The 12,460-nt window shown below is 69.7% G+C and carries 11 protein-coding genes; 7 read left to right on the forward strand and 4 right to left on the reverse strand.

The window, feature by feature from the left end:
* Positions 1-322: 322 nt before the first annotated feature.
* Positions 323-3,055: a pyruvate dehydrogenase (acetyl-transferring), homodimeric type gene (aceE, locus tag IEY89_RS08685; RefSeq protein WP_189146706.1), complete on the forward strand. Its 2,733-nt coding sequence runs from the start codon at positions 323-325 to the stop codon at positions 3,053-3,055.
* 129 nt (positions 3,056-3,184) lie between these two features.
* The gene (locus IEY89_RS08690; RefSeq protein WP_189146707.1) at positions 3,185-3,940 is read left to right on the forward strand and encodes a potassium channel family protein; all 756 of its coding nucleotides are present in this window, start codon (positions 3,185-3,187) and stop codon (positions 3,938-3,940) included.
* 38 nt (positions 3,941-3,978) lie between these two features.
* Here the strand turns inward: IEY89_RS08690 and IEY89_RS08695 are convergent, their stop codons facing one another.
* Both IEY89_RS08695 and IEY89_RS08700 read right to left on the reverse strand, forming a co-directional pair.
* Complete coding sequence (locus tag IEY89_RS08695; protein ID WP_189146708.1) at positions 3,979-4,290, reverse strand: small hydrophobic protein; 312 nt, start codon at positions 4,288-4,290, stop codon at positions 3,979-3,981.
* A gap of 292 nt (positions 4,291-4,582) precedes the next feature.
* Entirely contained in the window at positions 4,583-6,202 is a 1,620-nt protein-coding gene (locus IEY89_RS08700) for an MFS transporter (protein ID WP_189146709.1), read from the reverse strand.
* Between the two features lie 123 nt (positions 6,203-6,325).
* On the opposite strand from IEY89_RS08700, the gene IEY89_RS08705 reads away from it, so the two are divergent.
* The 3 genes from IEY89_RS08705 (at position 6,326) to IEY89_RS08715 (ending at position 9,264) form a co-directional block, all read left to right on the forward strand.
* Positions 6,326-6,994 (forward strand): acyl-CoA-like ligand-binding transcription factor, encoded by a 669-nt coding sequence (locus IEY89_RS08705; RefSeq protein ID WP_189146710.1) that lies wholly within the window; start codon positions 6,326-6,328, stop codon positions 6,992-6,994.
* A 112-nt stretch (positions 6,995-7,106) separates the two neighbouring features.
* Complete coding sequence (locus IEY89_RS08710) at positions 7,107-8,351, forward strand: alpha/beta hydrolase (RefSeq protein ID WP_189146711.1); 1,245 nt, start codon at positions 7,107-7,109, stop codon at positions 8,349-8,351.
* Between the two features lie 67 nt (positions 8,352-8,418).
* Positions 8,419-9,264: a DUF4429 domain-containing protein gene (locus tag IEY89_RS08715; protein WP_189146712.1), complete on the forward strand. Its 846-nt coding sequence runs from the start codon at positions 8,419-8,421 to the stop codon at positions 9,262-9,264.
* A gap of 127 nt (positions 9,265-9,391) precedes the next feature.
* Here IEY89_RS08715 and IEY89_RS08720 read toward each other — a convergent pair whose 3' ends face one another.
* Positions 9,392-10,426 carry an aldo/keto reductase gene (locus tag IEY89_RS08720; RefSeq protein ID WP_189146713.1) on the reverse strand — a complete coding sequence of 345 codons (1,035 nt, stop codon included), beginning with the start codon at positions 10,424-10,426 and terminating at the stop codon, positions 9,392-9,394.
* A complete protein-coding gene (locus tag IEY89_RS08725) occupies positions 10,423-10,935 on the reverse strand; it encodes a MerR family transcriptional regulator (protein ID WP_189146714.1) in 513 nt (170 codons plus the stop codon). Before IEY89_RS08725 ends, IEY89_RS08720 begins: the two co-directional genes overlap by 4 nt.
* Before the next feature lie 95 nt (positions 10,936-11,030).
* On the opposite strand from IEY89_RS08725, the gene IEY89_RS08730 reads away from it, so the two are divergent.
* Together IEY89_RS08730 and IEY89_RS08735 are read left to right on the forward strand one after the other, a co-directional pair.
* Positions 11,031-11,501 (forward strand): GNAT family N-acetyltransferase, encoded by a 471-nt coding sequence (locus tag IEY89_RS08730; protein ID WP_189146715.1) that lies wholly within the window; start codon positions 11,031-11,033, stop codon positions 11,499-11,501.
* A gap of 19 nt (positions 11,502-11,520) precedes the next feature.
* Complete coding sequence (locus tag IEY89_RS08735; protein ID WP_189146716.1) at positions 11,521-12,342, forward strand: serine hydrolase domain-containing protein; 822 nt, start codon at positions 11,521-11,523, stop codon at positions 12,340-12,342.
* Positions 12,343-12,460 lie beyond the last annotated feature (118 nt).

A 12,460-nucleotide genomic window follows, 5' to 3' on the forward strand; every position in this document is an offset into this window, starting at 1 on the left:
CAACTTCAGACAGCGACTCCCGGGAACCAGTGACGCGCACCACACCATTCTGCCCGCTTTGCGGTTTTGCTGCTCCCGAGGGACTCCCGAACCTCTCACACATGCGTGCGAGATCCGAATCGCTTTACGGAACACGTCACGGACTGGGCGTATCGTTGCGATTTGGCTGCGGACACCCCGCCCGGCGATCTTCACCGGGACTACTTCTGAGTAGAGGTGACGTACCCGGCCTCGGGGTACACGATGGGGCCAGTGCATTCGCAGCCCCGGGACAGGCCCACAGCGTGCCCCGGAACAAGCCCTCCGAGAGCGAAGGAACAGCGTGGCTTCCGGATCAGATCGCAACCCGATCATCATTGGCGGCCTTCCGAGTCAGGTTCCTGACTTCGATCCCGAAGAGACCCAGGAATGGCTCGACTCCCTCGATGCCGCCGTTGACGAGCGCGGCCGGGAGCGGGCGCGCTATCTGATGCTGCGGCTGATCGAGCGGGCCCGCGAGAAGCGCGTGGCCGTGCCCGAGATGCGGAGCACGGACTACGTCAACACGATCGCGACGAAGGACGAGCCCTTCTTCCCCGGCAACGAGGAGATCGAGCGCCGCATCCTCAACGCGACCCGGTGGAACGCGGCGGTGATGGTCTCCCGCGCGCAGCGGCCCGGGATCGGCGTCGGCGGTCACATCGCGACCTTCGCCTCCTCCGCCTCCCTCTACGACGTGGGCTTCAACCACTTCTTCCGGGGCAAGGACGAGGGCGACGGCGGCGACCAGATCTTCTTCCAGGGCCACGCCTCCCCCGGTATCTACGCCCGCGCGTTCCTTCTCGACCGGCTCAGCGAGCAGCAGCTCGACGCGTTCCGCCAGGAGAAGTCGAAGGCGCCGTACGGGCTGTCCTCGTACCCGCACCCGCGGCTGATGCCGGACTTCTGGGAGTTCCCGACCGTCTCGATGGGCCTTGGCCCGCTCGGCGCGATCTTCCAGGCGCGGATGAACCGCTACATGGAGGCGCGGGGGATCGCGGACACCTCCAAGTCGCACGTGTGGGCGTTCCTCGGTGACGGCGAGATGGACGAGCCGGAGTCGCTCGGCCAGCTGTCGATCGCCGCGCGCGAGGGCCTCGACAACCTGACCTTCGTCGTCAACTGCAACCTCCAGCGGCTCGACGGCCCGGTACGCGGCAACGGCAAGATCATCCAGGAGCTGGAGTCGCAGTTCCGGGGCGCCGGCTGGAACGTCGTCAAGCTGGTGTGGGACCGCAGCTGGGACCCGCTGCTCGCGCAGGACCGGGACGGCGTGCTCGTCAACAAGATGAACACGACCCCCGACGGGCAGTTCCAGACGTACGCCACCGAGACGGGCGCGTACATCCGTGACCACTTCTTCGGTGACGACACCCGGCTGCGCGCGATGGTCGAGAACATGACCGACGACCAGGTCCTGCACCTGGGCCGCGGTGGTCACGACCACAAGAAGATCTTCGCGGCGTTCGCGGCGGCCAAGGCGCACAAGGGCCAGCCGACCGTCATCCTCGCCAAGACGGTCAAGGGCTGGACGCTCGGACCCAACTTCGAGGGCCGCAACGCCACGCACCAGATGAAGAAGCTGACGGTGGCCGACCTCAAGGGCTTCCGCGACCGGCTCCGTCTGCCCATCTCCGACAAGGAGCTGGAGGGCGGGGCGCCGCCGTACTTCCACCCGGGCCGGAAGTCGGAAGAGATCCAGTACATGCACGACCGCCGCAACTCGCTCGGCGGTTACGTCCCGACCCGCGTCGTCCGCGCCAAGCCGCTGACGCTGCCGGCGGAGAAGACGTACGCGAGTGTGAAGAAGGGTTCAGGTCAGCAGTCGATCGCCACCACCATGGCGTTCGTCCGGCTGCTCAAGGACCTCATGCGGGACAAGGAAATCGGCAAACGGTTCGTGCTGATCGCGCCGGACGAGTACCGCACGTTCGGCATGGATTCGTTCTTCCCGAGTGCGAAGATCTACAACCCGCTCGGCCAGCAGTACGAGTCGGTCGACCGGGAGCTGCTCCTCGCGTACAAGGAGTCGCCGACCGGCCAGATGCTGCACGACGGCATCTCCGAGGCGGGCTGCACCGCCTCGCTGATCGCCGCCGGCTCGGCCTACGCGACGCACGGCGAACCGCTCATCCCGGTGTACGTCTTCTACTCGATGTTCGGTTTCCAGCGCACCGGTGACCAGTTCTGGCAGATGGCCGACCAGTTGGCGCGCGGTTTCGTGCTGGGTGCGACCGCCGGCCGTACGACCCTGACCGGCGAGGGTCTCCAGCACGCAGACGGCCACTCGCAGCTGCTCGCCTCGACCAACCCGGGCTGTGTGGCGTACGACCCGGCGTACTCGTACGAGATCGCGCACATCGTGCAGGACGGACTGCGCCGGATGTACGGCCCCGACAGTGAGGACGTCTTCTACTACCTCACCGTCTACAACGAGCCGATCCAGCACCCGGCCGAACCGGAGAACGTGGACGTCGACGGCATCCTCAAGGGCATCCACCGCGTGGGCGAAGGGACTTCGGGCACCATCCCGGCCCAGGTCATCGCGTCCGGTGTCGCGGTGCCGTGGGCGCTGGAGGCGCAGCGGATCCTCGCCGAGGAGTGGAACGTACGGGCGGACGTCTGGTCGGCGACCTCCTGGAACGAACTGCGGCGCGAGGCGGTCGCGGTGGAGCAGCACAACCTGCTGCACCCGGAGGAGGAGCAGCGCGTCCCGTATGTGACGCGGAAGCTCAGCGGCGCCGAAGGTCCGTTCGTGGCCGTGTCCGACTGGATGCGTTCGGTTCCGGACCAGATCTCGCGGTGGGTGCCGGGGACGTACCAGTCGCTGGGCGCGGACGGCTTCGGCTTCGCCGACACCCGGGGTGCGGCGCGGCGCTTCTTCCACATCGACCCGCAGTCGATCGTGGTGGGAGTACTGACCGAGCTGGCACGGGAGGGCAAGGTCGACCGTTCGGTGCTGAAGCAGGCGATCGACCGGTACCAGCTGCTCGACGTGGCGGCGGCCGATCCGGGTGCTGCGGGCGGCGACGCGTAGCGCTCCGCGGGGCGCGCGGGAGTTCGTCTGCGGGTCCGTTGTGGCTGGTCGCGCAGTTCCCCGCGCCCCTGTAGGGCGCCCCTTCGGGGCGGCCCTACAGGGCGCTTCCGGGCCCTTACCATGCAGGGCATGAAGGAACCCTCGGCACAGGCCCGTTGGGAACGGCGTACCCAGCGGCCTCTGATGGGGCTCGCGGTCGTGTTCGCCGTCGCCTACGCGGTACCGATCGTGGCCAGCCCCGCGAGTCGCTCCGTGTCGGTCGCGTGCACGATCGCGGAGTGGACGGTGTGGGGTGCGTTCGCGGTCGACTATCTCGTCCGGGTCGCTCTCGCCGACCGGCGCCGGGAGTACGTACGGCGGCACTGGCTGGACCTGTTCGCGGTGCTGCTGCCGCTGCTCCAGCCGCTGCGCCTGCTTCGGGTCGTCTCCACGCTGATGCTGGTGGGCCGACGGGCCCAGATGGCGTCCCAGGTGCGGCTGACGACCTATGTCGGCGGGGCCGTGGTGGGGCTGCTGATGTTCGGCTCCCTGGCCGTGCTGTCGGTGGAACGCGCGTCGCCGGAGGGGAACATCCGAACGCTGGATGACGCGCTGTGGTGGTCGTTCACGACGATGACGACAGTGGGGTACGGGGACCACGCGCCCACGACCGGAGCGGGCCGGATACTCGCGGTCGGGCTGATGCTGTCCGGGATCGCGCTGCTCGGTCTCGTCACCGCGAACATCGCCGCCTGGTTCATCTCCCGGTTCGAGATGGACGACCTGGAGGAGAGGCGCCAGACGGCGGCGATCGCGGCACTGACGGACGAGGTTCGGGCGCTGCGGGCCGAGGTGGCCGCGCTGACCGTCACGAGGGAGCGGGTCGCCGAGGACCAGCCCCGTTAGGTGCGTCCCTCGTCAGGTGTCCGTCGTCGGACGGACGGTCAGAAGAAGCCGGTCGTCGGGCCTGTGGCGCTCGCCAGCCAGATGATGGCCAGGAGGGTGTCGATCGCGCCCAGGATCACGGCCACCAGAGGCGGGATCGGGTGCGGGCCCTTCCAGGTCCGGCCCATCGCCAGCCAGCCGCAGATGATGGCCACGGGGCCCAGGACGATGCCGAGGACGAAGAAGCCCGCGACGGCGCAGATGAGGCCGATGATGCCGAGCGTCGCGCTGTCCGGGGTGGTGCGCTGCCAGCTCCTGCCGCGTGCGCCGGGGTGCCTGCGGGTGGGGTGCTGCCGTCCGAAGGCCGCCATTCTCATCAACTCCCTGGAACTTGTCGGTAGTTCGGGGTCGATGAGGCGGGTACCCCCGTCGCGGGGTTCTAGCCGTCCCGCTCTTCGGCGGGCCTGCCGGCGCGCTGTCCCCCTCCGGCAGCGCGCCGCGGCCCGGCCGTCCTCCGTGCCATGTCGTACGGACCATGTCGTGCGGAGGACTTGACTAACTGTGACCTGTCCCGTGGGCCGAAGGGGAGGAATCTTTAGCGGAGTCACCCTGATGAGGGAACTCTCCCGCCCTGGCCGTAGATATATGCGCGATATATGCGCCTCAGATGTGCGCCGCCCCCGCACTCGCGTCCGCGTTCACGCCGCGCTTCGTCAGGAGCGCGACCAGGATCGCGGCCACGGCCACGCCCGCCGCCACCAGACAGGCCAGGCTCATGCCGGAGATGAACGTGTCGTGGGCGACCTTCGTGATCTGGGCGACGACCGACTCCGGTGTGCCCTCCGCCACCGGCGGCACGCCGACCTGGACCGCTTCCGAGGCCTGGGCCTGCTGTTCCGGGGTGAGCTGCGGGAGGCCCGCGGCCGTCCAGTTGCCCGCGAGGTCGCTGTCGACCTTGGAGGCCATGACCGCGCCCAGGACAGCCGTACCGAGGCTGCCGCCGATCTGCATCGCCGCCTGCTGGAGGCCGCCGGCGACACCGGAGAGCTCCATGGGGGCGTTGCCGACGATGACCTCCGTCGCGCCGACCATGACAGGGGCGAGGCCGAGGCCGAGCAGGGCGAACCAGACCGACATGATGCCGCTGCCGGTGTCCGTCTCCAGCGTGGACATCCCGAACATGGCGATCGCGACGCACGCCATACCGCCCGCGAGCGGGACGCGCGGGCCCGTCTTGCTGATCATCGCGCCGGCCAGGGGCGAACCGACGATCATCATCCCGGTGAGCGGGAGCAGGTGCAGACCCGCGTCGATGGGGCTCATCCCGTGCACGTTCTGCAGGTAGAAGGTGACGAAGAAGAGGCCACCCATGAAGGCGATGGCCATCAGGACCATCAGCACGACGCCCGCCGAGAGCGGGACCGACCGGAACAGGTTGAGCGGGATCAGCGGCTCCTTGACCTTCTGCTCCCAGAAGGCGAAGAAGGCGAAGCCCGCCACCGAGACGAGGAGGAACAGCCAGGTCTTGCCGTCGCCCCAGCCCCACGCGGGCGCCTTGATGAGCGCCCACACCAGGCAGAACATCGCGCCGGAGAGGAGGGCGATACCGAGGAGGTCGAAGGAGCGCGGGGCGTTCTCCGCGCGGTGGTCGACCAGGATCACCAGGCCGATGACGAGCGCCAGGACGCCCACCGGCACGTTGATGAAGAACACCGACTGCCAGCTGACGTGCTCGACGAGCAGTCCGCCGAGGATCGGGCCGCCCGCGGTGGACGCGCCGATGACCATGCCCCAGATGCCGATGGCCATGTTCAGCTTGTCGGCGGGGAACGTGGCCCGCAGCAGACCGAGCGCGGCCGGCATGAGCAGCGCGCCGAACAGTCCCTGGAACACCCGGAAGGTGACGACCAGGGCGATACTGCTGGACAGGCCGATGGCCGCCGACGCGGCGGCGAAGCCGACGATGCCGATGAGGAAGGTCTGCCGGTGCCCGAACCGGTCACCGAGCTTGCCCGCGGTGATCAGCGTGACCGCGAGCGCGAGGAAGTAGCCGTTGGTGATCCACTGGACGTCGGCGAAGCTCGCGCCCAGGTCCTTCTGGATGGCCGGGTTGGCGATGGCCACGATGGTGCCGTCCAGGGCCACCATCATGACCCCGACGGCCACGGATATCAGGGTCAGCCACGGGTGGCCGCGCAACCCCTTGGCAGGCGTGTGGTCCGACGGCGCGGACGGCGTCCCGTCCCCCGGCTCCGTCGCATCGATGGTGGTCTGACTAGTCATACGTTCGAGGCTAGTGACAGCCACTGACAATTGACAAACCAATTCACAAGTCGGTAACTGACACGTCACCCGCCGAGAAGAACACGAAGAGAAGCACCCGCAGAACGGAGAGGCCCGATCGCCATGAGCGCTGCCGAAACCGAGGTGGGTCCGGACTCCGGACCCGGCCTGCGCGAGCGCAAGAAGCAGCGCACCCGGGACGCGCTGGTGCGCGCCGCCCTCACCCTGTTCACCAGCAACGGGTACGAACACACGACCGTCGACGAGATCGCCGAGGCCGTCGAGGTCTCGCAGCGCACCTTCTTCCGCTACTTCGCCGGGAAAGAGGACGCCGCCTTCGCCGTACACCGCATCGCCGAGGCGCACTTCATCCAGGCGGTACGCGGACGCCCGCCGCACGAGGCCCCCCTGGAGGCGCTGCGGCAGGCCGTTCTGGAGGGCTGGCACACCATCCACGAGGCCGTGGAGTCCGTCGTTCCGGCGGAGTTGCAGATGCGCATGTACCACCTGATCGAGTCGACGCCGACCCTGCTCGCCGCGCACATGCGCCGCTCCGCCGAGACGGAGGAAGCGGTGGCGCGGCTGATCGCCGAACGCGAGGGCGTCGACGTCGACCGCGACCTCCGACCGCGGGTCGTGGTGGCCCTGTTCAGCGGGCTGATGCGGCTGGCGGAACGGCGGTGGGGCGCCGGCTCGGACATGAGTGTGGCGGCGATGCACGAGCTGACCAGCACTTATCTCGACGCCATGGGCCCGGCACTGGCGGGGAGTTGGCGTACGGAACGGCCGTGACACCCCGTATGTGCATACACACGGAGCGACTTACCCAGCGCCGGTTACCGAAACGTGATCCCCGTCACTCGGTTAACCCGAGACCCTCTCGTTCTCCTAGTGTGTCCTTTCAGTGACTTCCTTCGACACCTCCCCGCAACTGAACGTCTGGCGCGCACTGCTCGCGCTGGCCGTGGTCTTCGTGATGCTCGCGACGACCGGCTGGACCGCGGTCCGCAGTCATCGCACGCCGTCGCCGCTCCAGGCGTCGCTCTCCGCGTGGGAGCACGGGCAAATCGGCGGTCACGCGCTGCCCGACCCTGGCGAGGCGCCCGCCCGGCTGGCCCGGTTCTTCGCCTCGCTCACCGACCGCCAGCGCGACCGGCTCGTCCGGCGCTACCCGCTGGCGCTCGGCAACATGAACGGCGCACCCGTCGTACTGCGCTACCGCGCCAACCGCGTCGCGCTGCACGCGGCCCGCGAGACCGAGCGGGCGCGTATGCGCGACGGCCGGCTGTCGGCCGTCGGCCAGTACACGGCGGGGCGCCGCATGCACCGCTACGACGCGCTGCTGGCGAAGGGCCGCCAGATCCTGGCGTTCAACCCCGAGGGCTCGGGCCGTGTCGCCGAGGTCTTCGGCGACCTCGACAGGGCGCAGCGCGTCTCGGTCGTGGTCCCGGGCGTGGACACCGACGTCCTCACCTTCCAGCGCACCAACCGCAAGTACTCGGCGCCCGTCGGCATGGCCTCGGCGCTGTACCGCGCGGAGCGGGAGGCGAGCCCCACGACGCGTACGGCGGTGATCGCCTGGGCCGACTACACCGCGCCCAACGGGCTCGGCATGGACGCGGCGACGGCGATGCGCGCCAACTCCGGGGCGCTGCGGCTGAACGCGCTGGTGCGCGTCCTGCCCGGCCGGGCACCGGTCGCGCTGTACTGCCACAGCTACGGCTCGGTGGTGTGCGGCGTCGCCGCGCACGCGCTGCCGCGTCGGGTCACCGACATCGCGGTGGCCGGCAGCCCCGGGATGCGGGCCGAGAACGCCGCGGGGCTGCGTAGCCACGCCCGGGTGTGGGCGATGCGGGACGCCGACGACTGGATCCAGGACGTGCCGTACCTGGAGGTCGGCGGTCTCGGACACGGCGCCGATCCGATGTCGTCGGCGTTCGGCGCGCGCGTGCTGTCCGCGCGGGGCGCGAAAGGACACGGCGGCTATTTCGAGCCGGGCACGGAGAGTCTGCACAACTTCGCGGAGATCGGCGTCGGCGCGTATCGCGCCGTGCGGTGCGCTCGGCGGGATCAGAACGATCAGCAGGACCGCAAGGATGACGTGTGTCTGAAGGGTTTGCCCGACGGGGCGACGGCCGGACGCGCGTAGAGGACGCAGAAATCACGGTGTGCCCGGGGAGGGGACTATGAAGCTCGCGCCGCATACGATGAGCCGCATGGGTGACGTACTGGCCGGATTTCATGCCGCCTGGGAGTTCGAGTCCGACTCCGTGCTCATCCGCTTCGAACGGGGCATCCGCACGCCGAAGCTGTTCCAGGCGCTCGGCGAACGACGTATCCCCCTGGAGGCGATCGCGGGGGTGACGCTGACCCCGGGCAAGCGTGGAACGGTGGTCCTGCGCGCCGAACCCCGGCCCGGCGCCGACCCGTTGATGGAGGCGGCCGACGGCCAGCTCAAGGAGGCCTGCGATCCGTACCGGCTGGTGCTGCCGGCCGAGCGGGAGACGCTCGCCGAGTACTACGCGGACGAACTGCGGGACCGGCTGACCCAACAGGGGCCTGCTGAAAGGTTCCTGGTGGATGCCCCCGAGGTGCCGCGGGCGTTCAAGGCGTACGACGCGAAGGCGTCCTTCGACGGGCGGGCCGTCTCCTTCCGGTGGTTCTGGACGGGCGCGTCGTCGGCGAAGTGGAAGGCCGGCGACCAGACGTTTCCGGTCGCCGACCTGAGCGGGGTGGAGTGGCGGTCGCCCGAGGTGTTCGAGGGCCATCTGCGACTGCTGAGGCGTACCGATTCTTCCGTCGTGCCGGTCGACCAGGACCCCGCCTCGGTGGTGTTCGGGCTGGGGTACGGGCCTGTGCACGAGTCGTTGCCGTTCGCGGCGGCGGTGTTGGCCGCGGTTCGCTCCGCGGGCGGGGTGCCGGCGGTTCAGCTGCACTCCGGTCGGCGTGATCCTGCGGATGTCGCCGAACGGATCCGGCATCTTGGGGAGTTGCACTCGGCCGGGTTGGTCACCGATGAGGAGTTCTCGGTGAAGAAGGCTGAGTTGTTGGCGGAGTTGTAGCGCCGATTGGGGGGCGGGTTCGGTGCGATTGGCGGCTGCGGGGCCGTCGTGGCTTGTCGCGCGGTTCCCCGCGCCCCTAGGTACGGCAGCCCCTCGCCCCTTGGGAGGAACCGGCGCCCTCGCGGGCCTAGGGGGTTTCCCTGGCCGCCGATGTGAAGGTCATGTCGGCGTAGCGGGTCCCCGCGACCTGGGCCGCGATGGGTTCCAGCAGGGCCAGGTCCTTCTCGTCCAGCACGATGCGCGTCGCCGCCGTGTTCTCCTCCACCCTTGAGCGCCTGCGGGTGCCGGGGATCGGGACGACCGGGAGGTTGTGGGTGGTTGCCTGCTGCTGGACCCAGGCCAGGGCTATCTGGCCGAGGGAGGCGCCGTGGGCTTCCGCGACCGTCCTGATGGGGGCCAACAGGGCCGCGTTCGCCGTGGCGTTGGTGCCCGTGAAGCGGGGCTGGTGGCGGCGGAAGTCGTCCGGGGTCAGTTCCTGGTCGGCGTCGGTGAAGGAGCCGGTCAGGAAGCCCCGGCCGAGCGGGGAGTACGGGACCAGGGTGACGCCCAGCTCGCGGGCCGCCGGGACCACGCCCGCCTCGATGTCCCGGCTGAACAGGGACCACTCCGACTGGAGGGCGGCGATCGGGTGCACGGCCTGGGCCGCGCGCAGCTCCGGGCCCGTGACCTCGCTCAGGCCCAGTTGCTTGACCTTGCCCTCGCGCACCAGCTCGGCCATGACCCCGACCGTCTCCTCGATGGGGACGTCCACATCGCGCCGGTGCATGTAGTAGAGGTCGATGACGTCCAGGTCGAGGCGCTTGAGGCTCGCCTCGACGGCCTGGCGGATGTAGGGCGCGTCGTTGCGGATGATCCGCCGGGTCGGCTCACCGGGCGGGATCGCCAGGGCGAACTTCGTCGCGACGACGACCTCGTCGCGGTGTGCCTTGAAGAACGGGGACAGGAAACGTTCGTTCTCACCTTCGCCGTAGGCGTCCGCCGTGTCGTAGAGGGTCACGCCCAGTTCGCGTGCGCGTTCCAGCGTGGCGCGGGCCTCGTCGGCGTCCGTGGGGCCGTACGCGAAGCTCATGCCCATGCAGCCGAGGCCCTGTACACCGACCTCGGGGCCGCCGGTGCCCAGCGGGGCCGTCGCGAGCCTGCCTGCGGGGTTGTCGTTCGTCATCGAACCCTCTCCATCTGACGGACGTCGCGGACAAGGCCCGCGTCCTGGTCCGCTTCCGCGTAGAAACTGATCTTCCGGTCGAGTACCGCGAGCGTGTCCTGGAGTTCGCCGATCCGGTCCAGGACGGCCCGGCGGGTCGATTCGAGCAGCTCGAACCGTTCGCCGTACGTGTGGTCGCCCTCGCGCACGAGTTCGGCGTACCGCACCATGTCCGCGACCGGCATACCGGTGAGCCGGAGCTTGCCGACGAGGTCGAGCCAGTCGAGGTCGCGGTTGCGGTAGCGGCGCTGGCCGGTGTGCGAACGGTCGATGTGCGGCATCAGCCCGATGCGCTCGTACCAGCGCAGGGTGTGCGCGGTCAGCCCGGTGAAGACGACGACCTCGCTGATCGTGTAGTGGTCCTGTCCGTCCGGGCGCCGGTCGGGCCGCCGCGGCCCCGCACAGCCGTCGGCCGTGGCGGGATCCGTCGTGGTGTCCGTGAGGGGTTCTGTGGTCTCCAGCACCGTCATGACCCCCACGCTAAAACCCTGGAGTGCACTCCAAGCAAGCGGATACCGCGATATTGCGGAGACTTGGCCGGTCCGGGCTCATTACCGTACGGATCATGAGTCCCGTACGCCGTGCCACCCCCGAGGACACCGGAGAGCTGCTGCGGCTGCGCCAGGTGCTGATCGACTCGATGGCCGGGGCGAACACCGACACCGGCTGGCAGTCCGCGTCCTCGTCGACGGTGACCGCGAGGCTCGCCGACCCCGCCGAGACCTTCGCCGCGTTCGTCGTCGACCATCCGGAGCGGCCGGGCGCACTGGCCGCGCTGGCCGTGGGGACCGTCGAGTACCGGATCGGGCGCGCGGGCAATCCGCACGGGCGGATCGGGTACGTCTTCAGCGTCGCCACCGATCCGGACGCGCGCCGCCGGGGATACGCGCGGGCCTGTATGGAGGCGTTGGTGGACTGGTTCCGGGAGCAGGGCGTCGGCCAGATCGACCTCACCGCCTCCGCGGACGCGGTGCCGCTGTACGCGTCGCTGGGCTTCGTCCGTCAGCCGGACCCCTTCATGCGGCTGCGGTTGTGAGCCTCCTAAGCTCGACGTCATGTCGTTGAAGAGCCTCGCACTGATCGAGAACTGGCCCGTGCCCACCGCCGCCGCAGCCGTCGTACGGGCCGATGGTGCCGTTCTCGGCGGCCACGGCCCCCTCGACCACCGGTTCCCGCTCGCCTCGGTCACCAAGCCGCTCGCCGCGTACGCCGCCCTCGTCGCGTACGAGGAGGGCGCCGTCGAACTCGACGAGCCGGCCGGGCCGCCCGGATCGACGGTCCGCCATCTCCTCGCGCACACCTCGGGGCTCGCCTTCGACGAGCACCGGGTGACGGCTCCGCCCGGGGAGCGGCGGCTGTACTCCAACGCCGGGTTCGAGGTGTTGGGGGAGCACGTGGCGAAGGCGACGGAGATCCCGTTCGCGGAGTATGTGCGGCAGGCGGTGCTGGAGCCGCTGGGGATGACGTCGACGGGGGTGGAGGGGTCGCCCGCGAAGGACGGCGTGTCGACCGTCGGGGATCTGGTGCGGTTCGCCGCCGAGGTGCAGGCTCCTCGGCTGCTCGATCCGCGGACGGTCGCGGAGGCGATGAGCGTGCAGTACCCGGGGACGAAGGGTGTCCTGCCGGGGTACGGGCATCAGAACCCCAACGACTGGGGGCTCGGGTTCGAGATCCGGGGTGCGAAGTCGCCGCACTGGACGGGGAGTTCGTCGTCGGCCCGGACGTTCGGGCATTTCGGGCAGTCCGGTACGTTTCTGTGGGTCGATCCGGTGCTGGGGGTGGCGTGTGTCGCGCTGACCGATCGGGCGTTCGGCGCGTGGGCGGTGGAGGTGTGGCCGGGGTTCACGGATGCGGTGGTCGCGGAGGTGGGTGGCTGAGGCAGGGGGTTCGCCCGCGCCGCCCTACCCGTCCCGTCCTGTCCCTGGGGGCTGCGCCCCCGGACCCCCGCTTCGGCCCTGAAGGGGCCTCGTCCCCAAAGGCCGGACGGGCTGGAAT

The organism is Streptomyces lacrimifluminis (genome assembly GCF_014646095.1).
Classification (GTDB): domain Bacteria; phylum Actinomycetota; class Actinomycetes; order Streptomycetales; family Streptomycetaceae; genus Streptomyces; species Streptomyces lacrimifluminis.